The organism is Bradyrhizobium sp. 1(2017) (genome assembly GCF_011602485.2).
Lineage (GTDB): Bacteria > Pseudomonadota > Alphaproteobacteria > Rhizobiales > Xanthobacteraceae > Bradyrhizobium.
Genome location: NZ_CP050022.2, coordinates 1,550,394 through 1,576,149, shown reverse-complemented (window position 1 = coordinate 1,576,149; position 25,756 = coordinate 1,550,394). Strand labels below are relative to the sequence as shown.

The 25,756-nt window shown below is 66.1% G+C and carries 28 protein-coding genes; 12 read left to right on the top strand and 16 right to left on the bottom strand.

The window, feature by feature from the left end; all coding sequences use genetic code 11:
• Window positions 1-24 precede the first annotated feature (24 nt).
• Window positions 25-192, bottom strand: coding sequence for a hypothetical protein (locus HAP40_RS07590; RefSeq protein ID WP_166818387.1), 168 nt, complete (start codon window positions 190-192; stop codon window positions 25-27).
• A 104-nt stretch (window positions 193-296) separates the two neighbouring features.
• On the opposite strand from HAP40_RS07590, the gene HAP40_RS07585 reads away from it, so the two are divergent.
• Window positions 297-1,433 (top strand): alpha-hydroxy acid oxidase, encoded by a 1,137-nt coding sequence (locus tag HAP40_RS07585; protein WP_166818388.1) that lies wholly within the window; start codon window positions 297-299, stop codon window positions 1,431-1,433.
• A gap of 148 nt (window positions 1,434-1,581) precedes the next feature.
• On the opposite strand, the gene HAP40_RS07580 is transcribed toward HAP40_RS07585, so the two are convergent.
• The 8 genes from HAP40_RS07580 to HAP40_RS07545 form a co-directional block, all read right to left on the bottom strand.
• Window positions 1,582-2,208: a hypothetical protein gene (locus tag HAP40_RS07580; protein ID WP_166818389.1), complete on the bottom strand. Its 627-nt coding sequence runs from the start codon at window positions 2,206-2,208 to the stop codon at window positions 1,582-1,584.
• Between the two features lie 76 nt (window positions 2,209-2,284).
• Window positions 2,285-2,911 carry a hypothetical protein gene (locus tag HAP40_RS07575; RefSeq protein ID WP_166818390.1) on the bottom strand — a complete coding sequence of 209 codons (627 nt, stop codon included), beginning with the start codon at window positions 2,909-2,911 and terminating at the stop codon, window positions 2,285-2,287.
• A gap of 65 nt (window positions 2,912-2,976) precedes the next feature.
• On the bottom strand, window positions 2,977-3,816 hold the full coding sequence (locus HAP40_RS07570; RefSeq protein ID WP_166818391.1) for a shikimate dehydrogenase: 840 nt from the start codon (window positions 3,814-3,816) through the stop codon (window positions 2,977-2,979).
• 53 nt (window positions 3,817-3,869) lie between these two features.
• The gene (locus tag HAP40_RS07565) at window positions 3,870-5,636 is read right to left on the bottom strand and encodes a SulP family inorganic anion transporter (protein ID WP_166818392.1); all 1,767 of its coding nucleotides are present in this window, start codon (window positions 5,634-5,636) and stop codon (window positions 3,870-3,872) included.
• 106 nt (window positions 5,637-5,742) lie between these two features.
• Window positions 5,743-6,015, bottom strand: a complete 273-nt coding sequence (locus HAP40_RS07560) for a helix-turn-helix domain-containing protein (RefSeq protein ID WP_008566993.1) — start codon at window positions 6,013-6,015, stop codon at window positions 5,743-5,745.
• Window positions 6,016-6,314: 299 nt separating this feature from the next.
• Window positions 6,315-8,363, bottom strand: coding sequence for an elongation factor G (locus tag HAP40_RS07555; RefSeq protein WP_166818393.1), 2,049 nt, complete (start codon window positions 8,361-8,363; stop codon window positions 6,315-6,317).
• 195 nt (window positions 8,364-8,558) lie between these two features.
• Window positions 8,559-9,038 carry a DUF992 domain-containing protein gene (locus HAP40_RS07550; RefSeq protein ID WP_166818394.1) on the bottom strand — a complete coding sequence of 160 codons (480 nt, stop codon included), beginning with the start codon at window positions 9,036-9,038 and terminating at the stop codon, window positions 8,559-8,561.
• A gap of 166 nt (window positions 9,039-9,204) precedes the next feature.
• Complete coding sequence (locus tag HAP40_RS07545; RefSeq protein WP_166818395.1) at window positions 9,205-10,407, bottom strand: pyridoxal phosphate-dependent aminotransferase; 1,203 nt, start codon at window positions 10,405-10,407, stop codon at window positions 9,205-9,207.
• Window positions 10,408-10,999: 592 nt separating this feature from the next.
• On the opposite strand from HAP40_RS07545, the gene HAP40_RS07540 reads away from it, so the two are divergent.
• The 6 genes from HAP40_RS07540 to HAP40_RS07515 all read left to right on the top strand — a co-directional run bounded on the left by HAP40_RS07540 (window position 11,000) and on the right by HAP40_RS07515 (window position 14,906).
• On the top strand, window positions 11,000-11,650 hold the full coding sequence (locus HAP40_RS07540; RefSeq protein ID WP_166818396.1) for a glutathione S-transferase family protein: 651 nt from the start codon (window positions 11,000-11,002) through the stop codon (window positions 11,648-11,650).
• A 160-nt stretch (window positions 11,651-11,810) separates the two neighbouring features.
• Window positions 11,811-11,987, top strand: a complete 177-nt coding sequence (locus tag HAP40_RS07535; RefSeq protein WP_166818397.1) for a hypothetical protein — start codon at window positions 11,811-11,813, stop codon at window positions 11,985-11,987.
• Window positions 11,988-12,060: 73 nt separating this feature from the next.
• A complete protein-coding gene (locus HAP40_RS07530) occupies window positions 12,061-12,219 on the top strand; it encodes a hypothetical protein (RefSeq protein ID WP_166818398.1) in 159 nt (52 codons plus the stop codon).
• 128 nt (window positions 12,220-12,347) lie between these two features.
• A complete protein-coding gene (locus HAP40_RS07525) occupies window positions 12,348-13,169 on the top strand; it encodes a PAS-domain containing protein (RefSeq protein WP_166818399.1) in 822 nt (273 codons plus the stop codon).
• Window positions 13,170-13,256: 87 nt separating this feature from the next.
• Entirely contained in the window at window positions 13,257-13,712 is a 456-nt protein-coding gene (locus tag HAP40_RS07520) for a GNAT family N-acetyltransferase (RefSeq protein ID WP_166818400.1), read from the top strand.
• Window positions 13,713-13,964: 252 nt separating this feature from the next.
• Window positions 13,965-14,906 (top strand): aldo/keto reductase, encoded by a 942-nt coding sequence (locus HAP40_RS07515; protein ID WP_166818401.1) that lies wholly within the window; start codon window positions 13,965-13,967, stop codon window positions 14,904-14,906.
• A gap of 27 nt (window positions 14,907-14,933) precedes the next feature.
• Here HAP40_RS07515 and HAP40_RS07510 read toward each other — a convergent pair whose 3' ends face one another.
• The 3 genes from HAP40_RS07510 to HAP40_RS07500 form a co-directional block, all read right to left on the bottom strand.
• A complete protein-coding gene (locus HAP40_RS07510; protein WP_008544592.1) occupies window positions 14,934-15,257 on the bottom strand; it encodes an antibiotic biosynthesis monooxygenase family protein in 324 nt (107 codons plus the stop codon).
• An 80-nt stretch (window positions 15,258-15,337) separates the two neighbouring features.
• Window positions 15,338-16,561, bottom strand: a complete 1,224-nt coding sequence (locus HAP40_RS07505; protein WP_208024807.1) for a DUF1501 domain-containing protein — start codon at window positions 16,559-16,561, stop codon at window positions 15,338-15,340.
• Window positions 16,558-18,156 (bottom strand): DUF1800 domain-containing protein, encoded by a 1,599-nt coding sequence (locus HAP40_RS07500; protein ID WP_166818402.1) that lies wholly within the window; start codon window positions 18,154-18,156, stop codon window positions 16,558-16,560. The genes HAP40_RS07505 and HAP40_RS07500 overlap by 4 nt, the downstream gene beginning before the upstream one ends.
• Before the next feature lie 114 nt (window positions 18,157-18,270).
• Here HAP40_RS07500 and HAP40_RS07495 point away from each other — a divergent pair, with 114 nt between their 5' ends.
• Window positions 18,271-18,465: a cysteine-rich CWC family protein gene (locus HAP40_RS07495; RefSeq protein WP_166818403.1), complete on the top strand. Its 195-nt coding sequence runs from the start codon at window positions 18,271-18,273 to the stop codon at window positions 18,463-18,465.
• Window positions 18,466-18,636: 171 nt separating this feature from the next.
• Here the strand turns inward: HAP40_RS07495 and HAP40_RS07490 are convergent, their stop codons facing one another.
• The 3 genes from HAP40_RS07490 to HAP40_RS07480 form a co-directional block, all read right to left on the bottom strand.
• On the bottom strand, window positions 18,637-19,335 hold the full coding sequence (locus tag HAP40_RS07490) for a glutathione S-transferase family protein (protein WP_166818404.1): 699 nt from the start codon (window positions 19,333-19,335) through the stop codon (window positions 18,637-18,639).
• Window positions 19,336-19,447: 112 nt separating this feature from the next.
• The gene (locus HAP40_RS07485) at window positions 19,448-19,678 is read right to left on the bottom strand and encodes a hypothetical protein (RefSeq protein ID WP_166818405.1); all 231 of its coding nucleotides are present in this window, start codon (window positions 19,676-19,678) and stop codon (window positions 19,448-19,450) included.
• Window positions 19,675-20,454 (bottom strand): TSUP family transporter, encoded by a 780-nt coding sequence (locus HAP40_RS07480; protein WP_166818406.1) that lies wholly within the window; start codon window positions 20,452-20,454, stop codon window positions 19,675-19,677. Before HAP40_RS07480 ends, HAP40_RS07485 begins: the two co-directional genes overlap by 4 nt.
• A gap of 108 nt (window positions 20,455-20,562) precedes the next feature.
• On the opposite strand from HAP40_RS07480, the gene HAP40_RS07475 reads away from it, so the two are divergent.
• From HAP40_RS07475 to uvrB, 4 genes are all read left to right on the top strand, one after another.
• Complete coding sequence (locus HAP40_RS07475) at window positions 20,563-21,480, top strand: LysR substrate-binding domain-containing protein (RefSeq protein ID WP_166818407.1); 918 nt, start codon at window positions 20,563-20,565, stop codon at window positions 21,478-21,480.
• Window positions 21,481-21,589: 109 nt separating this feature from the next.
• Window positions 21,590-21,808, top strand: a complete 219-nt coding sequence (locus tag HAP40_RS07470) for a hypothetical protein (RefSeq protein ID WP_166818408.1) — start codon at window positions 21,590-21,592, stop codon at window positions 21,806-21,808.
• A 55-nt stretch (window positions 21,809-21,863) separates the two neighbouring features.
• Entirely contained in the window at window positions 21,864-22,091 is a 228-nt protein-coding gene (locus tag HAP40_RS07465) for a hypothetical protein (RefSeq protein WP_166818409.1), read from the top strand.
• 93 nt (window positions 22,092-22,184) lie between these two features.
• On the top strand, window positions 22,185-25,172 hold the full coding sequence (gene uvrB / locus HAP40_RS07460) for an excinuclease ABC subunit UvrB (RefSeq protein WP_166818410.1): 2,988 nt from the start codon (window positions 22,185-22,187) through the stop codon (window positions 25,170-25,172).
• Window positions 25,173-25,284: 112 nt separating this feature from the next.
• Here the strand turns inward: uvrB and HAP40_RS07455 are convergent, their stop codons facing one another.
• The gene (locus tag HAP40_RS07455; protein WP_166818411.1) at window positions 25,285-25,671 is read right to left on the bottom strand and encodes a hypothetical protein; all 387 of its coding nucleotides are present in this window, start codon (window positions 25,669-25,671) and stop codon (window positions 25,285-25,287) included.
• Between the last annotated feature and the right edge of the window lie 85 nt (window positions 25,672-25,756).

Below are 25,756 nucleotides of genomic sequence, written 5' to 3'. Positions count from 1 at the left end.
ACAGGGGAACAGGGCGGAACCCGCCTAGCCGCTTCGCTTCACATGGCCGTCCTCGCGACTCGGCGGCGGCTGGGTGACGTTGACGGGATCGGACCCCGGAAAGGTCTCTTCCAGGCCTTCTTCCAGCGCTTCCTCGAGGTCGCGCTTCTCCTTGATCTCTTCCGGCGAAGGTGTGGCGTGCGGCCTCGTCATGGCGCCCTCCTCTCAAACGATTTGGCTGTGCATCCAACCATGCTAGATGACCCCTCGCTCTTCCAATGCAAGACTTCCGAGTTAGACGGGCCGGGGAAACGTTCATGAAGCACATCACCTGTATCGACGATCTCCGCGCGCTGCATAAGCGCCGCGTGCCGAAGGCGTTCTTCGACTATTGCGACCGCGGCTCCTATGCCGAGGAGACGCTTCGCGCCAATCGCGAGGACATGCAGGCGATCAAGTTCCGCCAGCGCATTTTGGTGGACGTCTCCAAGCGCGACACCGCGACCACGATCCTCGGCGAGCCCTCGACCATGCCGCTGGTCCTCGCGCCCGTAGGCCTGCTCGGCATGCAGCACGGCGACGGCGAGATCCATGCCTGCCGCGCGGCGCAGGCCGCCGGTATCCCGTTCACGCAGTCGACGATGTCGATCTGCTCGATCGAGGACATCGCCGCCAATGTCGAAAAGCCGTTCTGGTTCCAGCTCTACGTGATGAAGGACCGCGGCTTCATCAAGGAATTGATCCAGCGCGCGATGGCGGCCAAGTGCAGCGCGCTGGTGCTCACGGTCGACCTCCAGGTGATCGGCCAGCGCCATGCCGACATCAAGAACGGCATGACGGTGCCGCCGGAATGGTCGCTGTCGAAACTGCTGGATTTCGCCAGCAAGCCGGCCTGGGTCTCCGGCGTGCTGCAAGGCAAGCGCCGCACCTTCGGCAACATCGCCGGCCACGTGAAGAATACCGAGGATCTCAACCGCCTCGCCGAGTGGACGGCGTCACAGTTCGACACCTCGCTGAACTGGAAGGACGTCGAGTGGGTCCGCAGCATCTGGCCGGGCAAGCTCATCATCAAGGGCATTCTCGACGTCGAGGACGCCGAGGAGGCCGCCAAGACCGGCGCGCAGGCGCTGGTGGTTTCCAACCATGGCGGCCGTCAGCTCGACGGCGCGCCCTCCTCGATCGAGGTGCTGCCGGAGATTGCGGACGCGGTCGGCGAGAAGATGGAGATCATGTTCGACGGCGGCATCCGCTCCGGCCAGGACGTGATGCGCGCGCTCGCGCTCGGCGCGAAATCCTGCATGATCGGCCGCGCCTATGCCTATGGCCTCGGGGCCGGCGGCCAGGCCGGCGTCGCCAAGGCGATCGACATCATCCAGAAAGAACTGCTCACCACCATGGGCCTGTGCGGCGTCAACAAGGTGGACGAGATCGACGATCACGTCATTGCGGTGTGAGGCGAAGCGGCGGTGCCGTAGGGTGGGTTAGCTCGGCAGATGCGCGAAGCGCAGTCGCTGAGCGCAACCCACCAGCTTCGGTCCACATTCGCGGAAGCATGGTGGGTTACGGCTTCGCCTAACCCACCCTACGAATTTCCGCGCTCACTCACATCGGCGGCGTAATCCCGTCGCGGCCGACATTCACCCGGTTCGCCTCCAGCGAGCCGTCGTCCCTTTTTGCCGCGCCGAAGATGATCAGCTTCGCGCCGGGCTTGATCTCGGATTTGTCGCTGGCGGTGAAGGTGACGATCGGCGTGTCCGGTGGCACCACGACTTTCTTCTCGCCGTCCTTGTACTTCACCGTGATGTTCTGGCCGTCGGTGCCCTTCACCGACTGCGCCACCGTGGCGTTGGTCATGGTCGAATTGGCGCGCGCATCCCAGGGACGGAAGCCTTCGGCCGCACCGCGCTGGTTTTCAGGGAAGATGTGCACGGCGATCGCCTTCTGGGTGCCGTCGGGCTCGGGCATGCCGGTGACGCCGATGTAGGAGCCTTCCTTGATCTCCGACAGCTGCGTCTTCACCACGGCAAACACCGCGACGTTGTCGGTCATCTTCACCTTCACGTCAGTGCCTTCGCGTGTCTTGATACCGAGCGTGTTGCCATCGACGCCCTCGATGGTGCCGCGGATGCGGACCGTCGGGGCCTGTTGCGCAGAGGCGGACGAAACGGCGATTAAGGCAGCGAATGCAGTCACGGCGGCGCGTGGCAGCAGATAGTTCAGCTTCGACATGATTGTACCCTCCAGGGCGTTGCGGCGGTCAAACACGGCAACCCCGTGTGACCGCCGCTATTCCCGACTGAAGGAATCACATCGGCGGCGTCACGCCATCGCGGCCGACGCTGACGCGATTGGTCTCGAACGAGCCGTCCGGCAGTTGCTTCATGAAGGCGACGACCTTGGCACCCGCCTTCAGCTCGGACTTGTCGCCGGGCACGAGGGTGACGACCGGCGTATTGTCGGCGACGAACACCTTCTTCTCACCATCCTTGTATTTGACCAGCAGCGTGTGGCCGTCATTGCCGACCACGCTCTCGGCGACCGTCGCGTTGGTCATGCTGGAGTTGGGCTTGAGGTCCCATGGCCGCGAGCCCTCGCCGGTGCCGCGCATGCTCTCCGGAAACACGTGGACTTCGACCGCGTTCTGGCCGCCGTCCGGCCCCGGCACCGTGGTCGCGCCGATGAACGAGCCCGGCTTGATGTCGGCAAGTGAAATCTTGGTAACGCCCGCGACATTCACGTCAGAGGCGATGCGAAGCTTGTAATCTTCGCCACTGCGCGACTTGACCTGCATGGTGTCGCCATTGACGCTCTCGATCGTGCCGCGCACGCGCGTCGGCACCGGCGCCCTTTGCGCGAGGGCGCCGTAAGTCGAGAGGGCCACCATCGCGACGGCGAGAAGTGGACGTGTGAAAGTAGCGCGTTGAACAGACATGACGGTCTCCGATTGTCCCCACGGGGTAGAACTCCGGAGATGGTGTGCTATTCGCCGCGATCCTCTCAAGTCTTTGTGAGATCGGCCTCGACCAGCGCACGCAGCTCGGCAGTGACCTCAGGCCGCCGGCCGAACCACAGCTCGAAGCCTCGCACGGCCTGGTGCAGCAGCATGCCGAGCCCGTCGGCGGTCTTCAGCCCGCTCGCCCTTGCTGCCGCGAGCAGCGGCGTCACCAGCGGGACATAGACGAGATCGGCAACGACCGCAGTCTGCGGCAGCCGCGCCACATCGACGTCGAGCGAAGGCTGGCCGTGCATGCCGAGCGAGGTCGTGTTCACGAGGAGTTTTGCGCGCGGCAGGACGTCGGCGATCGCGTCCCACGTCACGGGATGCACGTTCGGTCCGAACTGTCTCGCAAGTGCCTCGGCCCGCGCGATGGTGCGATTGGCGAGATGGATGCGCTTGATGCCGCGCTCGATGAGGCCGAACACGACGGCGCGCGAGGAGCCGCCGGCCCCGAGCACCAGCGCCTCCCCGGCCGCGTCCCAGCCGGGCGCGCTGGCGTCGAGATTGCCGATGAAGCCTTCGACATCGGTGTTGGTCGAGCGCAGCTCGCCGTCCTCGAACCACAGCGTGTTGGCGGCGCCCACCGCCGTTGCGCGCGCATCGGGTGTCGACAGCGCCAGCACACTCTCCTTGTGCGGGATGGTGACGTTGGCGCCGACGAAGCCGCGCAGCGATAGCCGCAATACGAAGTCTCTGAGATCCTCGGGCGGCACCGCCTCGATGACATAGCCGCCCTCGATGCCGAGCGTGCGCAGCCAGTAATGATGAATCAGCGGCGAGCGCGAATGCGCCGCCGGCCATCCGATCAGACAGGCTGCAGGCGTCTTGGGCGCGGTCATCTTTCCCCTCGGGTCGTTTCCGAGGCGATCCATTTCGCGTCCCGAAGGGTCTGTCAAGCGCGCGGGCGCCGCTCGTCCGCCGCAGCCTCGTCGGCCGCCGGCGCAGAGCCCTTGATGTCGGCAATGGCGCGCTCGAGACTCTGGCGATAGCGCGCACGCGGCGGCGTCACGCCATGGGTGAGCAGCGCGCGGCGGACCGCGGGCGAGGCTCCCGTGATGAACAGCCTGATGCCCGCGCGGTGAGCCTTGGCAGCGACGCGCCCGAGCACGTTCGCGGCGGTGGAGTCCAGAAACGGCACCGCGGCGAAATCGACCACGAAGGCCTTGCGCCGGTCGGCGATGCCGTCGAGCACGCTGCCGATCGCCGAGGCGGCGCCGAAGAAGAACGCGCCGGTGATGCGATAGACCAGCACGTCGCGATCGACCGCAAGCGCTGGATCGTAAGGCACGCGCTCGCCATTGCCGTCGTCGGGACGATCGGCCGCGACCAGCGGCGTACGTTCCTCGATGCCGGTCATCTCCGCCATGCGATGGATGAACAGCACCGCGCCGAGCGCGAAGCCGACCAGAATGCCTTCGGTGAGGTCGCGGAAGATCGTCAGCAGGAAGGTCGCGAACAGCACGACGGCATCGCCCCAGGAGGAACGCAGCAGCGTCGCAAATTCGTGCTTCTCCGCCATGGTCCAGGCCACCACCACGAGCACGGAGGCGAGCGCGGCCAGCGGGATGTAGCTCGCCAGCGGCGCTGCGATCAGCATGAACAGCAGCAGGAAGACCGAATGCAGCATGCCCGCGAGCGGCCCGTGCGCGCCGGCGCGGATGTTGGTCGCGGTGCGCGCGATCAGGCCGGTGACGCAGATGCCGCCGAACAGCGCCGAGCCGATATTGGCGGCACCTTGCGCCACCAGCTCGCAATTGGAGCGGTGACGGCGCCCGGTCATGCCGTCGGCCACCACCGCCGACAGCAGCGATTCGATCGCGGCCAGCAGCGCGAACGCAATCGCATCGGGCAGTACGGCCCTCGCCTTCTCGAGCGAGAAGGCAGGCAGCGCCGGCGCGGGCAGCTCGCGCGGAATGCCGCCGAAGCGCGAGCCGATGGTCTCGACCGGCAGCGCGAACACCGCGGTCGCCATCCCAGCGATGACCACCGCAATCAGGATGCCGGGCCAGGACGGCCGCCAGATCCGCAAGGCGGCGATGATGGCGATGCTGACGATCGCGACCGCGACGGCGGATGGATTGATCGTGTTGAGGCCGCCGGCGAGCGCGACGAGTTTCGGAACGAACTCGCTGGGCTCCTTCCCCGCGAGCGCGATCCCCAAGAGATCGCGGAGCTGGCTCGCAAAGATGATGACGGCAATGCCGGCGGTGAAACCGACCGTGACGGGATAGGGTATGAACTTGATGTAGGTGCCGACACGGAGCAGGCCCGCGGCAATCAGAAACAGTCCCGCCATCAGGGTGGCGAGGATCACGCCGTCGATGCCATGCCGCTCCGCGGTCACCGCGACCAGGACGATGAAGGCACCCGCCGGCCCGCCGATCTGGAACCGGCTGCCCCCGAGCAGCGACACGATGAAGCCGCCAACGACGGCGGTGTAGAGGCCGCGGTCCGGTGTCACGCCCGATGCGATCGCGATCGCCATCGACAGCGGCAGCGCGACGATGGCGACGGTAAGGCCCGCGAAGACGTCGGCGCGAAAGTCCGCGACGCCATAGCCTTCGCGCCAGACCGTAACGAGTTTTGGCAAATACAGTTCGGCAAAGGTCGGCTGGCGCAGCCGAGGCATCCCGCTTGCGTGATCGGTTGTGATGCTCATCTCAGCAAAGTGCTCCGCTGGCCCCACAATGCTCCGGTGCATCGTGCAGCACGCGCGTGCGACGATGCGCTAGCTCATCCCGATCCCGAACATGATCAACACCCGATCATGCCCCCACCCGCCGAGGCGGCCCCGGCTCCTTGAGGCGAACGCCACGCCCGCCGCTGTCGCTGCGCGCCTGCTCGCCGATCAGCTCGACGCCGGCCCGATCGAATGCCTCGACCACCTTGATCAGGGTCTCGACCACGCCGCGCACGTTGCCGGTGCTGGCTTCCATCCGCTGGATGGTCGGCAGCGACACGCCTGCGAGCTCGGCCAGGGTTTTCTGGTCAATGCCGAGCAGCGCCCGGGCCGCCCGCATCTGAAACGACGTGATCACCTTGGCCTCACGTACCAGGGGTTATAAGTGATATTCTGCGCATGTACAATGATGTAAAATACGTCAACTGCGGTTGAAAGCAAGAGTTTGCCGAGCTGTCTCTTCCGTCATTGTGAGGAGCGCTTGCGACGAAGCAATCCAGGCTGCCTCCGCAAAGACAGCCTGGATTGCTTCGCTTCACTCGCAATGACGCGTGGAGAGGGCGCGGCCTACGTGAAACGCCACATGCGCGGAAACGGCCCCTCCCTCTCCCCGTGAAGAACGGGGAGAGGGAGAGAGGCCGTTGCCGCCCTAACGGATCACGCCGCGTGCTGATGCGCGGCGATGATCTGGTCGGCGGCGCGGCCGGTGACTTCGGCCATGTGGTCGAACTGGCGGGTAAAGCTGCCGGCGCCGGCGGTGGCGGAGCGCAACTCGACGATCAGCTCGCCGATCTCGGCCTCCGGCATCATGGCGCGGACGCAGTCCCAGCCACTCCATCCATCGCGGGTGTCGAAGCCGAGGATCTGGCCGCGTCGCGCCGACAGGATCGCGTTGATCCTGGCGGTGGCATCCGTCGGGCAGACGATCTCGACGATGTGGATCGGCTCCAGCAGCACCGGCTGGCACTGCGGCAGGCCTTCGTTGAGCCCGATCCGCGCCGCCGTGCGGAAGGCGAGGTCCGAGGAGTCGACGCTGTGGAAGGAGCCGTCGGTCAACGTTACCTGCACGTCGGTGACGGGGAAGCCGAGCGGACCGCGCGTCAGTCCGTCGACGACGCCCTCCTCCACCGCCGGGATGTAGTTGCGCGGCACAGCGCCGCCCACGACCTTCTCGGCGAACTTGAAGCCGTCGCCGCGCGGCAGCGGCCTGATGTCGAGCACGACGTCGCCGAACTGGCCGTGGCCGCCGGACTGCTTCTTGTGGCGGCCGCGCTGGGTGATCGGCTTGCGGATGGTCTCCTGGTAGCCGATGCCAGGCGGATGCGAGCTGACCTTGACGCCGAAGCGATCGCGCAGCCGCTCGCCGGCGACGCGCAGATGCATCTCGCCCTGTCCCCACAGCACGGTGTCGTGGGTCTGGGCGTTCTGCACGACGACGAGCGAGGGATCCTCCTCGTGCAGCCGGGCCATCGCCTGGCCGAGCTTCACGTCGTCCTTGCGATCGGTGGCCGCGATCGAAATCGCGAGCACCGGCGGCGTCGGCTCGGCGACGGCCAATGCTGCCGGCGGGGTCTTGCCGTTCGAGACCGTGTCGCCGGTCCTGATCGGGTCGACCTTGGCGAGCGCCACGGTGTCGCCGGCTTCGGCCGAGGCACGCTTGGTGTCGTAGGCGCCGTTGACGGCGAGGATGCCGGAGATGCGCCCCGCGCCTCCGGAGGAGGCTTGCAGCGTGGCGCCGTCGTCGAGATGGCCGGTGAGCAGCCGCGTCAGCGACAGTTTTCCGCCGTGCTGCGAATGCAGCGTCTTGAAGACGTAGCCGAGCGCATCCTTGGTGTCGGGAACGCCGAGACGCTTTGCGGTCTCTGCCACTCCCGGCGCCTCGTGGCGCAGCGCCTTCATCAGGCGCAGCACGCCGTTTTCGCGCGCCGCGGCGCCCAGCAGTACCGGACAGATCAGCCCTTCGCGCAATTCGCGCGCGAGATCGTCGAACACGGCATCGCGCGGCGGCTGGATGTCTTCGAGCAGCTGCTCCATCAGGGCGTCGTCGTGATCGGCGAGCTTCTCCAGCATCGAGAAGCGGGCCTCCTTCTCGCGATCGAGATTGCCGCCCTCGAGCGCGATCACCTCGGAGGCCTTGTGCTCGCGATAGATGAAGGCGCGCTCGAGCGCGAGATCGACGAAGCCCTCGATCAGCTCGGCCTTCCAGATCGGGATCTGGCGCAGCACCAGCGGCACGCGCGAGGCGGGCTGGAGCGTTGCAAGCGTTTCGCGGATGCGCTGATTGGCGCGGTCGATCTTGTTGAGGAACAGGAAACGCGGGATCTTCAGCTCCTCCAGCTCTCGCAGGATGATCTGAAGCTGCGGCAGCTTCTTCTCGTCGGCCTCGCAGACCACGACCGCAGCATCGACCGCAGGCAGCACGGCGCGCATGTCGTGGGCGAACTCGACGGAACCGGGACAATCGAGGAAGGTATAGCTGTCGCCCATGAAACTCGTGGTGGCGGCAGTGAGCCCGACGGTCATCTTGTGATGACGGGCCTCGGGCGTGGCGTCGCCGACGGACGTTCCGGCATCGACGGTGCCGGCGCGCGGGATTGCCCCGGTTCGCGCCAGGATTGCTTCGAGAAGTGTGGTTTTACCGCTTTGGAAAGGGCCCACCAGCGCGATGCACCGTGGACCTCGGGGACTTCTGACGTCTTGTCCCATTCGCCGCCTCCTTCTTGTGGAGCTCGGCCCATGATTGGGTCGGCAAACGCCGATGCTCTGCCCGTCGCCGAGATTTGGCAAGCATCAAACGTCGCTGCGGTGCGTCGTCCGTTAGATCCGGTGTAACGTCTTAGAGATTAGCCGCGGTGTTCCACTTCGCCGCCGGGAGAGGACGCGCAGCGCCGTCGCTGAAGCTTAGCGCCCCGGACGGAGTTCCAGGCTTTCGAGGCCCGCGGCGACGTTGAGCCCGACCTGGCCCTGCACGCTGAGCGGCTGCAGCGCGATCGAATTGTTGGAGCCGCCGATCAGCACATTGCCGCCAAGGCCGACGCCGACCGAGGCGCTGCCCTGCGCGCCGGCGTAATTGCCGGAGAGATCGCCGGGCCCGAGCCGGTCGACCGGCGCGAACACGCCCCAGGCGAGCGCCGTCTCCTGGGTGATGCCGATGTCGAGGCCGACCTTGCGGATGGTCGCGACATAGCGGTCATCGGGCAAACCGTCGGCGCGCAGCACGCAGCCGAGATGGGTCACCGATCCCACGATGAAGCCGACGCTGGCGCCGCCGCGACATTCGAGAACGCCGACCCGCGCCATCCGCTGCTGCGCGCCGGCAGCAGCGACGGAGACAACGAGGCTGGCCGCAGCGAGGCCGGCGAGAATGAACGAACGGCGCATGAATATCTCCGGCGGTGACGTGGTGCGAGCAGAGGCGCACAACCCGTGATGCACGATGGTCTATGCCACAACAGCCGCAACGGTGCCAGATCGCGCGCGGCGATAAGCGTGCAAACAATAAAAAGGCCCGCCGGAGGCGGGCCTTTTTCAGTTCGTCGTTGCGCGTTTACCGCAGATTGCCGCAGAAGCGCTGGATGCGCTTGCAGGCGTCTTCGAGATCCGACGTCTTGGTCGCGTAGGAGATGCGGAACGCGGGGCCGAGGCCGAAGGCCGAACCCTGCACCACCGCGACGCCTTCGGTTTCCAGCAACTCGGTGACAAACGTCTCGTCGTTGTCGATCACCTTGCCCGACGGCGCGGTCTTGCCGATCGTGCCGGCGCAGGACGGATAGACGTAGAAGGCGCCTTCGGGCCGCGGGCACTCGATGCCCTTGGCCTGGTTCAGCATGGACACGACGAGGTCGCGCCGCTCCTTGAACACCTTGTTGTTGGCGGGGATGAAGTCCTGCGGTCCGTTCAGCGCTTCCACCGCAGCCCATTGCGCGATCGACGACGGGTTCGAGGTCGATTGCGACTGGATCGTGGACATGGCCTTGATCAGCTGCGCCGGACCGCCGGCATAGCCGATGCGCCAGCCGGTCATGCAATAGGCCTTCGACACGCCGTTCACGGTGAGCGTGCGGTCGTAGAGCTTCGGCTCGACCTGCGCGACGGTGGTGAACTGGAAGTCGTCATAGACGAGGTGCTCGTACATGTCGTCGGTCATCACCCAGACATGGGGATGCTTGAGGAGCACGTCGGTAAGCGCCTTCAGCTCCGATTTCGTGTAGGCGGCTCCCGTCGGGTTCGAGGGCGAGCACAGGATGACCCATTTGGTCTTCGGCGTGATCGCTCGTTCCAGCGCCTCGGCTTGGAGCTTGAAGCCGGTCGCGGCAGTGCAGACCACCGGTACCGGCTCGCCGCCGGCAAGCGCCACCATCTCGGGATAGCTGACCCAATACGGCGCGGGGATGATGACCTCGTCGCCCGGATTGATGGTTGCCATCAGCGCGTTGTAGAGCACCTGCTTGCCGCCGGTGCCGACGATGATCTGGTTCGGCTTGTAGGCGACACCGTTCTCGCGCTGAAACTTGGCGATGATGGCGTCCTTCAGCTCGGGAATGCCGTCGACCGCGGTGTACTTGGTCTTGCCCGCCTCGATGGCGCGGATCGCAGCCAGCTTGATGTTGGCGGGCGTGTCGAAGTCGGGCTCGCCGGCACCGAGGCCAATGACGTTGCGGCCCGCCGCTTTCAGCGCGCGTGCTTTATCCGTGACCGCGATGGTCGCGGACGGCTTCACACGGTCGAGCGCAGCGGCAAGGAAGGACATCGTCATCTCCTGACAAGCGTCGTGAAGCCCTGGGCCTCACGACTCTGATTGTGGGAATGAGCCACCCTAAAACGTGTGCCGCTGCATCGCAAGAAACTTCGCCCCGATCCCGGAAAAACTTAGGGATTCCGGCCGCCGAGGCACGAGTCACCGCAACATTTCGCAACTTTGCCCTTCAAATCCCTCATATCAGGCAAGGCCTGTCCTCGGAGCAATTTTGCGTGTTGCGATGAAACAGAAGGTTGGCATGTCCGGGTTTGTCCCGGGCACCCACGTTCTTGGTGCGGCCGGTGAGACGTGGATGGCCGGGTCAAGCCCGGCCGTGACGATGCGGAGGTTCTCGCGGCCAACGTCGGCAGCAAACCCGTCTCACACAAGGGCACGTCTCGATGCGTCCGGCGCGTTGACGCAAGCGCGAACTGAATCACATCATCGCGCGGAAATGATCTTCCGTGGCACTGCAGTGCGGTAGGGTTTTCGAGTTTTTCTATGGGCTGGCTCTTGCGGCGGATTCGCATCGGCATCATTGTCTAGCCGCGCTGCAGGGCAGCCAGCGCTGCGCCTTCCCATCACCGGAAAACGAACTCCCAGAATGTACAAGCTCTATTCGATGCAGCGCTCCGGCAACAGCTACAAGGTCCGCCTGGCGCTGGCGCTTTTGAACCTGCCCTACGAAGCGGTCGAAGTGGACATTCTGCGCGGCGAGAGCCGCACGCCGGACTTCCTGTCGAAGAACCCTTCCGGCCAGGTGCCGTTGCTCGAAGTCGGCGACGACCGCTATCTCGCCGAGTCCAACGCCATCCTCTGGTACGTCGCCGTCGGCACGCCGCTCGCGCCGGAGAACCGCATCGACCGCGCCGAAGCGCTGCAATGGATGTTCTTCGAGCAGCACGCGCTCGAGCCCAACATCGGCGCGGCCTATTTTTGGCTGTCGCTGGTCAAGGGCGGCCGCGATCTCCAGACCCACTCGCTGGAGGACTGGATGGAGCGCGGCTATGGCGCGCTCCAGGTCATGGAAAACCATCTCAAGACCAACGCCTATTTCGCCGCCCGCCAGCTGACGGTCGCCGACATCGCACTCTACGGCTACACCCACCTCGCCGAGCGCTGCGATTTCGACCTTTCGACCTTCCCGGCGATCCGGGACTGGCTCAAGCGCGTGGAAGCTGCGCCCGGCTTCGTGACGATGGACTGGCGCCCAGCCGACATCGACGACCCCGCCAGCATTGCGGCGGGCGCCTGACAGGCAGGCCGCCCTACTTGCACGAATTACGGGCATAAGGGCCGCCTTTGCCGCAATCTCGCCGCTTTCGGCGCGACAGCCGCCGCAATGTTGCCGGTTGAAGCTGGGAAATTCCGGAAAGTTGCGGGTGATTCGCTCGCGTGTTGAAGGATTTAGACCCATGATTCGGGCGTCCGGCACGGCAGGCTTTCAGGGCCGATCCGTCACCGTCGCGTCTTCCCGGCTGACCAACGCGGTCGCGGCCTCGCTCGCCGTCGCCGCGCTCTCGCTATGCCTGATCGTCACCCTGACGGTGCTGTCGACCAAGGCAACCATGGCGATGGGCCTGCCGATCTGATCCCCGTTTCATCCTGGACCAGCCTTCAAGGCGTCACGCAGCCCGCGCCGACCGGCATCGCGGCAGGACGTCGATGAAGTCACCTGTGGTAGTCGTTGCAATCACGCTGACTGCGGCCATCCTGGTCGCGGCATCGCTCTTGATTTTCACCGGCATGCGCAAGAGCCCGGGCACGTCGACGCTGAATGCTCCCCCGCTGCACCAGCGTCTCAAGCACGCGCACGTCGTCTAAAATCATCCGAAAGATTTGCACGTTCTGGCAAGCGTCCCTTAAGCGCACCGCACGAAATCGCATCGCATCGGCGCAACCATCGGCCAGTGTTGCGGTCTTACCTCGTTCGGGAGGAGCGAGACTGGCCCATGCGGCTCGGATGGCGTGCGATCTCCGGTCCGGTTCTGACGGCAGCAACCCTGCTGCTGGCGATGCTTTTCGATCGCATCGCCCCCACCCTCCCCGCTCCCTCGCCCGCGCCGCTGCTGGTCTGTCTCGTGGCGCTCGCCGGCGCCTTGTCGGGCCTCGCCTCGGCCATGACCAGTGCAGCCGTGGCGGTGATCGGCGCCGCGCTGATCTTCCTCCACCAGCACGGCGTCTCCGGCTATGGCAACGCGGATCTGGTCCGGCTCGGCCTCCTGGCGATCACGGCCGCCACCACCGCTGGCATCACCGGCCTGATGCGCGGGCGGCTGCTCGGCACGTTCGCGGCCGAGCGCCAGAGCCACGCCACTGCTGCGCGCCTGTCGGCAGCGCTCGACCAGATCGACATCGGCGTGGTGCTGCTCGATGCCGAGACGCGGGCCGAATTCATCAACCGCGCGTTCCGCGATTATTTTGCGGTGCCGGACGAGATCGCGGACGCCAAGCCGCCTTTCATCGCGCTGATGTATCACGGCCGCGACACCGGCGCTTTCGAGCTGCCCGAGGACGAACTCGGCACCTTCATCGCGCAGCGCATGGAGATGGTCCGGATCGGCGACGCGAGACCGATCAACATCGCCTTGCGCAACGGCGAGGTGCTGCGCTTCGTCTGCGCCGCGCTGCCCGATGGCGGCCGCATGCTGAGCTACACACCGGTGACGGACCTCGTGCGCCACACCGACGCGCCTGCGCGCGCCGACTACTACCGCTCGCTGCGCGATCCCACCAGCCGCAAGCTGATCCGGTATCTGCGCGTCGCGGAGTGATGCAACGGCGCGATTGATCGGCCATGCGATCATCACGTATGAAGGACCTCGCTTCGTCGTGCACCTTCAAGATCGCGGAATTTCCCCATGTCGCTCACCATTCGCGCCGTCGCCAGGCAGGACTACGATCAATGGCTCCCGCTGTGGGACGGCTACAACGCCTTCTACGGCCGCTCGGGCCCGACCGCGCTGGCCCCCGAGATCACGCGCATGACGTGGCAGCGCTTCTTCGACGCCTATGAGCCGGTGCATGCACTGGTCGCCGAGACCGATGGCCGATTGCTCGGGCTGACGCACTATCTCTTCCATCGCAGCACCACCGCGATCGAGCCGTCCTGCTATCTGCAGGACCTGTTCACGTCCGAAAGCGCGCGCGGCAAGGGCGTCGGCTCGGCGCTGATCCATGGCGTGTATGAGCGGGCGAAACTGGCGGGATCGCCGCGTGTCTATTGGCAAACGCACGAAACCAACGTCACGGCGCAGAGCCTGTACGACAAGGTCGCGGAGCGGTCCGGCTTCATCGTCTATCGCAAGATATTCTGACCCAGCGGCTTAAGGCCTGTGGATAACCCGGCCTGTCACCGCCGCGTAACACACCGGGACTAAGTTGCGGTTGCGTCTGATCAGGCCCCCGTCACCGATCAAGCGCCCCAAGCGGTCCCCGTCAGTCGCCGCGTCTGACAGGGGCCGCATTTTTTTGTGCGCGCCGCCGGCATGGCAGCAGCGCGGCCAGCGGCTTGCTGCGCGGACACGCCGTGGTCAGAATGCGCCGCTGCTCATTTGACGGGATCTTCCATGGACATTCGTAACCTCGGCGCCTCCGGCCTGCGCGTCTCTGCCGTCGGGCTCGGCTGCAACAATTTCGGCCAGCGCACCGATCTGGAGACCTCGCGCAAGGTGATCCACCGCGCACTCGATCTCGGCATCACGCTGTTCGACACCGCCGACATCTATTCGAACATGGGCGGCTCGGAAAACGTGCTCGGCGCCGTGCTGGGCGATCGCCGCAAGGACATCGTGCTGGCGACGAAATATTCCAAGCCGATGGCCGAGGACGGCACCAAGCAGGGCGCCTCCCGCCGCTACATCATGGACGCCGTGGAAGCGAGCCTGAAGCGGCTCAAGACCGACTACATCGATCTTTACCAGCAGCACGACTATGATCCGCTGACGCCGATCGAGGAGAGCCTGCGCGCGCTCGACGATCTCGTCCGCCAGGGCAAGGTCCGCTACATCGGCAATTCGAACTTTCCGGCCTGGCGGATCGCGGAAGCCGAGTATGTTGCGCGCGCGATGAACACCACGCGCTTCGTGTCGTGCCAGGACGAATACTCACTCGTCGTGCGCGACATCGAGAAGGATCTGCTGCCGGCGGCGCAGGAATACAAGCTCGGCCTGTTGCCGTTCTTCCCGCTCGCCAGCGGGCTTCTCACCGGCAAATACAGGAAGGGCGAAGCCGCGCCCGACGACACCCGATTCGGGAAGGTGGCGCGGCTGCGCGACCGCTACGTCACGCCGCGCAACGAGGACATCGTCGAGAAGCTGCAGGCTTTCGCGACCGCGCGCGGGCACTCGATGCTCGAGCTCGCCTTCTCCTGGCTCGCCGGCCGCCCGCAGGTGTCGAGCGTGATCGCCGGTGCCACCCGCGTCGAGCAGGTCGAGCAGAACGTCAAGGCGATCGCCTGGAAGCTCAGCCCCGACGATCTCGCCGAGATCGACAAGATCACGCTTGGCTGAACTCGGCTGGCTAGACTCTGCGGCGCGCTACTTCGCGCCGCGCCCCACCGTCTGCATCACCTCGAAGCCTTCGAACTGGGGATGGCCGAGATAAAGCGGCTTGTTGTCGCCCGCCTTGTGATGCGCCGCGCGAAACGCCTCCGACTTGGTCCAGGCCTCGAACGCGGCATGGTTCGCCCACACCGTATGCGAGGCGTAGAGCGTATGGTCCTCGAGCTCGGGCCCGCGCAGCAGATGGAATTCGACAAAGCCCGGCACCTTGTCGAGATGGGTGTCGCGCGAAAGCCAGACCTGCTCGAAGGCAGCCTCGGAACCCTTGGCGACGCGGAAGCGGTTCATGGCGATGTACATGGGTGCGGTTTCTCCTGATGTTCGGCTCATCATGTCGTCATTCCCTGTCGCCCCGCAAGGCGCGGGCCCGGAATGACGATTTACACGACCAGCCCCTTCATCGGACGCGCTCCCGCGCTGTCCGGGAACACCGTCTCCGCCAGCACGCGATCCGACAGGCCGAACTGCTCCTGCAGCACGCCCTTGATGACAGAGCGCAGGTCGGTGGTCGGCTTGAGGTCGCGCCCTTCATGGAGGTTGGCCAGCTTGAGGCCCGGCCAATCGGCGATGACGCGGCCGCCCTTCACGGCGCCGCCGGCGAGCAGCGCGATCGTGCCGGTGCCGTGATCGGTGCCGTCGGTGCCGTTGATGCGCGCGGTGCGGCCGAACTCGGTGGCGACGACGATGACGGTGTCGCGCCAGCGCGTGCCGAGCCCGCTCTCGAATTCGGACAGTGCGCCGTCGAGACCGCCGAGCAGGAAGGCGAGACGGCCCACAGGGCCACCTTCGTTCGCGTGCGTGTCCCAGCCGTCGAAGGCGAGTGCCGCGATGCGCGGGCCGTCATCGGCCGCCATCAGCTTCGACGCGCCGCGCGCGACCTGGCGCATCTGCGCAGCCTGATTGCCGACTTTCGGCTTCATGTCGTTGCCCGCAGCGGCCTTGTCGAGCTGAAGACCTTGCGACAAGGCCATCGCCAGCGCGGGATCGCGATGGCGGTAGAGCTCGGCGAGGCGCATCGCGGTGTCCTCGTCGGCCTGCGGCAGCGCGACCGGTGCCCAGCCGACGGTCGGCGCATTGCCGCGCAGCACCAGCGGCGTGGTCGGCCCGACCGCAAGGCCGCTCGACACCCGCTCGCCGCGCGGCAGCGCTTCGAGCGCGCGGTTGAGCCAGCCGGACTGCACGCGGCCCGGACCTGCATAGCCGCTTTCGAGCACATCCTGGCCGTCGAAATGCGAGCGGTCGCGATAGGGCGTCGCCACCGCATGGATCACCGCGGCGTGCTGGTCGCGGTACATGCGCGCAAATTCCGGCATGGCCGGATGCAGCGCGAAGAAGCTGTCGAGCCTGATCGCGGGATGGGCGCCATCCGCCGTCAGCGCGATCGAACCGTGCAGGCCCGCATAATCGGGATCGCCGATGGGGGCGACGGTCGCAAGCCCGTCGAGCGCACCGCGCAGGATCACAACGACCAGGCGCGGATCGCGCCCGTCCGCCGCGCGCGCGAATTTCGGCAGATAGGCCCAGGCCGCGAACGAGGCGCCGCCGAGCAGGAAGCCGCGCCGCGAGGTGAGGAGCCGGTTCTCGACGCAATCGATCATCGTCATCTCCGCTGCATCTCCGGCGACATCAGCAGCAACGCCAGCGCCTGCTGCCGCGACTCCGCGCGCTCGACGGTCCGCCGTGTCTCGATGGAGGCCGCATCCGCCACCGCGAATTCCAGGAGGTCGAGCGGATCGATATTGCTGCCGAGCCGCGAGCCGATTTGCGCCGCGATGTCGAGCCTGAGCTTCATGCCCTCAGGCGCGGCCCAGGCCGCATTGGTGTCGGGAAAGCCATTGGGCCCGGCCGGCGACCATAGCGGCTGCCCGAGCAGGTTGAGGCCGTTGAGATAGCGGCCCGGATCCTCAGGCACCCGCGCGAGCAGCCGGCCGCTCGCGACCAGGAATTCGTAAGGCGAGCGCATCTTGGTTAGGGGCGCTTTCCACGCTTCATCGGAATCGACCAGCGCGATCGCCATCGCCCTGAGGTCGCCGTCGGTTCTGACGAAGACATCTCGCAGGCGCGCGACGAGCGCCGGCGGCGGATCGTCGGCGACGAAGTGACGGACGAACTTGGTGGCGATGAAATTCGCGGTCGCGGGATGGCGCGCGATGTCGGCGAGCGCGGCCTCGCCCTGTGCGAGGCCGGTCGGCTCGTAGGTCTTGCCGAGCAGGATCTGCGGTCCCGGCTGGTGCGCATTGGCGTTGAACACGAAGGAGCCGGGTGGGCCCAACTGCCCCTGCCGTCCGGCAAAAGTCCAGCCGGTGATGATGCGCGCGAGCGAGGTGACGTCCTCCTGCGTATAGCCGCCGCCGACGCCGAGCGTATGCAGCTCCATGATCTCGCGCGCGAGATTCTCGTTCAGCCCGCGCTTGCGGTTCTGCCCCGCGCGCGAATCCGGACCGAGCGATTGCTGGTTGTCGAGGAAGAACAGCATCGCGGGATGCTGCTCCACGGCCTTCAGCATGTCGGCGAAGCGGCCGAGCACATGCGGCCTGATCGCCTCGCGCTCGAAGGCGCCGGCCCAGATCCGCGTCAGCTCGCCCTTGCTTGCGGAGATGCAGAAATGGTTGGACCAGAACGCGACCAGCCGCTCGGTGAAGCCGCATTCGGCGAGGGTCGCGCGCTGCAGGCGCGCCAGCGCCTCGGCGCGAAAGGTCTTCTGGATCACGTTGAGCGGCTGCGGCGCGGGCTTTGCCGCGGGCGGCGCGGCGTTCGGCTGCATGGTCTCGGGCTTGACGGTGTTCTCGGCGGGCTTGGCATCGGCCATCTGGCCGGTGATCTCCGCCGCTGCGTTGAGCGAGAGATTGCGGCGCAACGCCGGCTTCTGATCGGCAGGCGCTTGTGCCGGCGATTCAGCGGGCGCTGCGGCCTTGGCGGTTTCCTTGGCCGTTTCCTTGGCAGTTTCCTTGGCAGTTTCCTTGGCGGCCTCGCGCGCCTGTCTGACCTGGTCCTGATAGGCGAACACCGCCTGCCCCAGCTGCGGCGTCGATTGCAGGCCCGGCGCTTCCAGCAGCACGCCGTTGGGGCGCGCGAGCTCCGCCTTCACGAAGCCGCGCGGATCGGAGGCCGCGTTGATGAGATCGCCGGATGCGCCGCCGCGGGCGCCGAAGCCGAAGCGGTTGAGCGCAACGAGGGCGGCTTGCGAATCGCGGGCCATTGATCTGTCCTTCACGCGCCGGGAGCCGCTTTCCTGCTGCGTGCGCAACGCCTAATATACCGTAGCGACAGATGAACCCGACATGAAAATGACGGCGAAGCCTCGACGTAAATCATGACAATTCCGAAACAATCCGCGTTGCCGGAACCCCGCCGCCTCGCCTGCTCCCGCTGCGGCACCGAGTTTGGCTGCGACCTCTCGGGCAGCTGCTGGTGCGCGGAGGAGACGGCAAGGCTGCCGATGCCCGTGAAGGGTGAGGATTGCCTATGCCGGGAGTGCTTGCGGAAGGCGGCGGACGCCGCCCGTTAGACGCGAGAGCGCGCGCCACACATTCGAGAGTCGTCCCGGCGAAGGCCGGGACCCATAACCACAGGGATACGTTTGGCGAAGATTCGCCGTTCGGTACTCCTACCATCCGCACTCGATAGATCACGCGGTATGGGTCCCGGCCTTCGCCGGGACGACGAGGAAGAACCCGCCCTACACCACATGCCCCGGCGATTTTCGCGCCATGCCGTCGAATGCATCGAGCAGCTTTTCGCGCCACGCATAAATCGGATCATCCGCTTCGAGCAGCTTGAACGGGCTCACCACGCGCGCCCATTGAAAGCCACCGAACACGATGTAGTCGGCGTAGTTCGGCGCGGCACCCCCGAGATAGGGCTGCTTCTTCAGCGTCTGCCGCATCACTTCGAGCGATTTGCGGAAGGCGACCACGCCGGCGTCGCGGCTCGCCATGACGTCTTCCAGGCTCTTGCCGCCGAACCGCGCCTCGCGCGACTTTCGGAAATAGGCAGCATCGGCCTCGGCGAGATTGTTCGGGATGTCGGCGACGATCAGAGGAAAGATGCCGCCGACGATGGCGATGTCGCCCCATGCGTTGATCATGCGCGCCATTGCGCGGCCGCCTTCGCCGCCGAACAGCGACGGACGATCCGGAAACTTGTCTTCGAGATAGGTCGCGATGGTCCAGGAATCGACCACGGGCTGGTCGTGATGCAGCAGCACGGGGACTTTCTCGGAGCCATGCGGCGCGATCGCGCTCTTTTCGGTAAAGCGCCAGGGCAGCGATTGCGCCGTCAAGTGCTTATGCGCCAGCGCCATCCGCGTGCGCCAGCAATACGGACTGAACGGACGCGCGGCGTCGGTGCCGACGAGTTCGAAGAGTTTGAGTGACATATTGATGTTCCGTCATTGCGAGCGCAGCGAAGCAATCCAGGCTACCGCCGCGGAAACATTCTGGATTGCTTCGCTTGCGCTCGCAATGACGATGTGGGGGCGGAAGTGCGCGTTACCGCCCATTCGTGCGCAGCAACCGTTCACCATCCTGTGTCACCGCAATGGTCAGCCCGATTCCCGGCATGGTCTGACGCACGACATAGCCGCGCTCAGTGGCGTCTTCCCAGATGGTGAGGCGGGGGCACGAGGTCTTCCAGGTCGCGATCACCTCGGCATAGGCACGCGGCTCGCGTGCGACCCATTCGACGAAATCCAGCACCAGCGGATCGGCGTTGCAGCTCATGGCAGACCTCCCTGGTCGAAGGCGGCCAGCACTGGCGTGCGAACCAAGAGCCAGCCGCCATAGGCGACGTAGTAGCAGGCGATGGTCGTGATCAGCTTGTTCGACCAGGCCACGAATTGCTGATCTGTCATCGCCTCCAGGATGCGCCGCGCCAGCGTGGTGCCGAGCATCGAGGCTGCAATCGCGACGCCGGCGAGCACGGGATCGAGGCTCGCCGCCTGGTCGATGATGCCGCCGAAATAGAGCAGCTTGGTGAAATGGCTGACGAGCTGGCACATCGCCTTGGTCGCCACCTTCTCGCGCCGGCCGAAATCGCCGCCGAGGAAGAAAGTGTCGAGCAGCGGGCCGGAGACGCCGGTCATCAGCATCAAGCCCATGCAGATGGTGCCATAGACGGTGCCCTGCCAGACGCTATCAGGGTTCGGCTTGATGTTCGCGGGCAGGAGCCGCGCCATGAACGGCGTGGCGCCCAACATCAGCAGCGCCACCGGCTTGTCCGGCACGTAACGGGTCAGCGACCACACTGCGAGCGCGACCGCGCAGCCGACCAGATAATTCGCCACCGGCCGCCAGCGGATATGCGCCCGCCACAGGAGGGCGCGCCAGCCGTTCGAGGCCATCTGCGTGATCGCGTGAAGCACCATCGCGGTCGGTAGCGGCATCAGGGCCAGGAGCGCGCCGATCAGGATCAGCCCGCCCGCCATGCCGAACAGCCCCGACAGGAACGCGGTTGCGACCAACAGCAATCCGAGGGCAGCGATCATGAAGGGCGTCACGACGGGGGCTCCTGTCGGGGAAAGACGGAGGAGAACGTGCCTCGCTTGCCCCTTCCTCGCAAACTGAGTTATGTTGCCCTTGCATCAGCTTTCCTGAGGGTTAGACATTTGCGGCGGCTGCTGTTTCTCAACGGCATCAAGGCATTCGAGGCGGCGGCGCGGACCGGCAGCTTTGCCGCGGCCGGGCTCGAGCTCAACGTCTCGGCCGCCGCCGTCAGCCGCATGGTGCATCTGCTGGAAGAACGGCTTGGCCTCGCGCTGTTCGAGCGCAAGGCCAACCGGCTGGTGCTGACGCAGGCAGGCCGCGCCTATCAAAGCGGACTGACGCCGATCTTCGATGCACTGGCGAGCCTGACCGCCCAGGTGACAGCGCCCTCCAGCGTGCGCGTGCTCACCATCGGCGTCGGCCACACCTTCGCGATGCGCTGGCTGATCCCGCGCCTGTCGGAGTTTCGCAGCGAGGAGCCCGACATCGAGGTGCGCTTCACCACCGGCGGCGCCTCGGTGCCGTTCGGCGAGGACTGGAGCTGCGGCATCAAGCTCGGCACCGGCGACTGGCCCGGCCTCGTCGCCGAGCCGCTGTTCGCCGGCGATCTGACGCCGGTCTGCGTGCCGCGCCTTGCCAGCGGGTTGAAGCGCCCGGCCGATCTCAGGGGGCCGAGCCTGATCCGCGTGGCGCATTCGCCCGAGGACTGGCCGATCTGGCTCAAGGCCGCGAACCTGGCGCGCATTAACGCGCGCGGGCCCGAGTTCCAGTTCTACGGCCAGGCGCTGCAGGCGGCCGCAGACGGGCTCGGCATCGCCATGGGCATCCGACCCTATATCGACGACGATCTCGCCGCCGGACGCCTGGTCGCGCCATTCGATCTCTCGGTGCCCAAGGGCATGCGCTGGTATCTCGTCTACCGCAGCTTCCAGACCGAGCAGCGCGACTTCGCCGCGTTCCGCCGCTGGATCATGAGGGCGGCAGCCGAACCCGCAACCCGCCCAGTCAGGCGACACGGCCGTGCTGCGACGCGGAACTGAGGCCTTGACGGTTCCTCGATAAAAACCCTGTCACTTGTGAACGGCTTCACATTCGAAGTCACGCGAATGTGGTCCCTTGTTCCTCCGAAAAAACGTGGGACCGACAAGAATGACGACCCTTTACGACGGCTTTGACATCGAATCCTTCGAGGCTGGCAAAGGCCTCTGGCACGCCCGCATCCGCCGCGCCGATCTCAGTCCAGTCGCCATCGACGGCGTGCTGTTTCCGGCCATGGAAGTCGGTTTCGCGTGGCCCGATCAGAACGCCGCGATTGCTGATGCCAAGCACCACATCGACCGCTTCCGCCGGCGGGCCGACGACCAATAGGCGACGGTCCGCAAGCGGACCAGGGAGGCACGCGGCGCAAAGGGGGGAACCGGTCATGTCAATCGTCGAGACCGACGGAGTTCGTCCGCGCATCTATAGCCGCGCCGTGCTGTCGAACTGCCCGGAATGCCACGGCGATCTCATGGTGCTTCGTGTGATCGGCGGCCGCGCCGGATGCGAATACTGGACCATGCGCTGCACCGATTGCGGTGGCATCCATCTCGACGTCCTCGAGCCGCACGTCGCGGCGGGGGACGACCAGGGGCCGCTGCCGGCGGCGTGAGCCTCGAGGCTGCTGCCAACCTGCTGTCAGCAGGCTGCGTGACGACGGGCATTCGCCCTTTATTGCGGGGCGGACTCGTCCCATATTCGCCCCATGGCGAAGAAACCTACATCCCCCGAAAAATCCGGCAAATCTCCGAAGACCAAGGCTCCGAACTCGAAGGCGCATCGCCCCGACGTGCAGCCGATCGGGCCGGCGCTGGCCGAGTTGCTCAATCCCGCGATCAATCGCGGCGATGCCGGCCTGGGATCGGGCACCGGCCTGCAGCCGCCGCCGGACAATTCGCGCGATCGCCGCTCCGGGGGCGAGGCCGCCGCGCATCGCGCGCGCGCCTCGACGCCCAAAGACCTTCAAAAGCAGTTTCCACAGGATGCAACGCGGCCGATGCCGCTGCGGCCCAACCCTCAGCCGCCGGGCGCGCGCCAGTCCTCGGAGCTGACCGGATTGGAAGAGGCACCGCAGGCCAATTACGGAACCTCGGCCACGATTCCAAAGCTCGATCCGGAACTGGCGCGGCAGCTCGGGCTTCCGACCGAGGAAGATGACGCCGAGGCGCTGGCGCGGCCGCCGCGCAGCAAGATGGAGGCGCTGGGCGTCAAGGCCACCGCGGATGCGCTGGAGGCGCTGATCCGCGAGGGCCGCCCGGAGTTCCGCAAGGACGACGGCTCGATGCGGGTCTGGACGCCGCACCGGCCGCCGCGCCCGGAAAAGTCCGAAGGCGGCGTGCGGTTCGAGATCAAGTCGGCCTATGAGCCCAAGGGCGACCAGCCGACCGCGATCGCCGAGCTGGTCGAGGGCGTCGATCGCAACGACCGTTCGCAGGTGCTGCTCGGCGTCACCGGCTCGGGCAAGACCTACACCATGGCCAAGGTGATCGAGGCGACGCAGCGCCCCGCCCTCATCCTCGCGCCGAACAAGACGCTCGCCGCCCAGCTCTATGGCGAATTCAAGAACTTTTTCCCGGACAACGCGGTCGAGTATTTCGTCTCCTACTACGACTATTACCAGCCGGAAGCCTACGTCCCGCGTACGGACACGTACATCGAAAAGGATTCGTCCATCAACGAGCAGATCGACCGCATGCGCCACTCGGCGACGCGCGCGCTGCTCGAACGCGACGACGTCATCATCGTGGCGTCGGTGTCCTGCATCTACGGTATCGGCTCGGTCGAGACCTATACCGCGATGACGTTTGCGCTGAAGAAGGGCGAGCGCATCGACCAGCGCCAGCTCATCGCCGACCTCGTCGCGCTGCAGTACAAGCGCACCCAGGCCGATTTCACCCGCGGCACCTTCCGTGTGCGCGGCGACGTCATCGACATCTTCCCGGCGCACTATGAGGACCGCGCCTGGCGCGTGAACCTGTTCGGCGACACCGTGGAGAATATCGAGGAGTTCGATCCGCTCACCGGCCACAAGCAAGACGAGCTCGAATTCATCAAGATCTACGCCAATTCGCACTATGTGACGCCGCGCCCGACGCTGGTGCAGGCGATCAAGTCGATCAAGTTCGAATTGAAGCAGCGGCTCGACCAGCTGCACGACCAGGGCCGCCTGCTGGAAGCGCAGCGGCTGGAGCAGCGCACCACCTTCGACCTGGAGATGATGGAGGCGACCGGAAGCTGCGCCGGCATCGAGAACTATTCGCGCTACCTCACCGGACGCCGTCCCGGCGAGCCGCCGCCGACGCTGTTCGAATACGTCCCCGACAACGCGCTGATCTTCGCCGACGAGAGCCACGTCACCATCCCGCAGATCGGCGCCATGTTCCGCGGCGACTTCCGCCGCAAGGCGACGCTGGCCGAGTACGGCTTCCGCCTGCCCTCCTGCATGGACAACCGCCCCTTGCGCTTCGAGGAGTGGGACATGATGCGGCCGCAGACCGTCGCGGTGTCGGCGACGCCGAGCGGCTGGGAGCTGAACGAGAGCGGCGGCGTGTTCGTCGAGCAGGTCATTCGCCCGACCGGGTTGATCGATCCCCCGGTGGATATCCGCCCCGCCCGCACCCAGGTCGACGATCTCGTGGGCGAGGTTCGCGCCACCGCGCAGGCCGGTTATCGCTCGCTGATCACGGTTCTCACAAAGCGCATGGCGGAGGACCTCACCGAATATCTGCACGAGCAGGGCATCCGCGTCCGCTACATGCACTCGGATATCGACACCATCGAGCGCATCGAGATCATCAGGGATCTCCGCCTCGGCGCCTTCGACGCGCTGGTCGGCATCAACCTCCTGCGCGAAGGCCTCGACATCCCCGAATGCGCGCTGGTCGCGATCCTGGACGCCGACAAGGAAGGTTTTTTGCGCAGCGAGACCTCGCTGATCCAGACCATCGGCCGCGCCGCGCGCAATGTCGACGGCAAGGTGATCCTCTATGCCGACCAGATGACCGGCTCGATGGAGCGCGCCATCGCCGAGACCAACCGCCGCCGCGAGAAGCAGGTCGAATACAACACCGCCAACGGCATCACGCCGGAGAGCGTGAAGAAGCAGATCGGCGACATCCTCAACTCCGTCTACGAGCGCGACCACGTGCTGATCGAGGTCGGCGGCCACGACATGACCGACGACGTCATCTCGATCGGCCACAACTTTGAAGCCGTGCTCGCCGATCTCGAAACCCGCATGCGCGAGGCGGCCGCCGATCTGAACTTCGAGGAAGCCGCGCGGCTGCGCGACGAGGTCAAGCGCCTGCGCGCCACCGAACTCGCCGTGGTCGACGATCCCACCGCCAAGCAGCGTACCGTGCAGGGCAAGGCCGGCGCGTACGCGGGAACGAAGAAGTACGGCGACGCCGCGAACCTCCCGGTCAGCGCAATGAAGAAGAAAACCGTCAGCTCCGCCCTGAAGGCGAGCGGCGGCGGCAGCGGCTCCAAGGTGCACAAGCCACATCTCGACGAGATGCACGGCCCGGAATCCCTACCCTACCGCGAGACCCGCGCGCTGCCGGCAAAACCATTCGGCGGCACCAGCCGGATCATCCAGCCGACGGATTCGAGGCAGTCGGGTCCGGAGTTCGGACCGGCGCCGAAGTCGACGGGCGGCGCGCCGGGGCGAAGGGGTGGCTGGAAGAAGAGGTAGCGGGCCCGCCGCTTCATCGCTGCCCTTCGTGGTTATGGATTCCAGGCTCGCCGCTTCGCGACGCCCCGGAATGACGCGGAGGGATTGGAATGACGCGGAGGGATTGCGCCCCTCACCCCACGCTCGCCGTCACCACGGCCATCACCGACAGCAGCAGCACGATGGTCACGAGCTGGAGCGAGGCGACCGGCTGGGTGCGCCAGGCCGTGATCTTCTCGGCAAGCGACAGATGAGCCTCGAAGAATTTCGGCTCGTAGACGGTCTTGAACAGGTGCGGGAAGCTCGGGCCGAAGGTCACGGCGATCAGCGCGTGGGTGAACGAGGCGATGGCGACGAAGATGGCGACGCCGGGGTCGCCGACGAGGTCGTGGTTGCCGATGAGCTTGAGCAGGAAGGCGGCGGCGGCGAAGGTCGGGAAGCTCTGGAGGGCCGCAGTCAGCGCGAGGCCTTCGAGCGCGTTGTGCAGGCGGGACTTTCTGGCGGTGGCGATGGTGGCCATGGCACGTCTCCCTGATGACATGGGGATGACGTTAGCTGCGCTGTGCGAGGCCTGACGTGAGGTGGGTCACGCGGCGCCCAAAAAC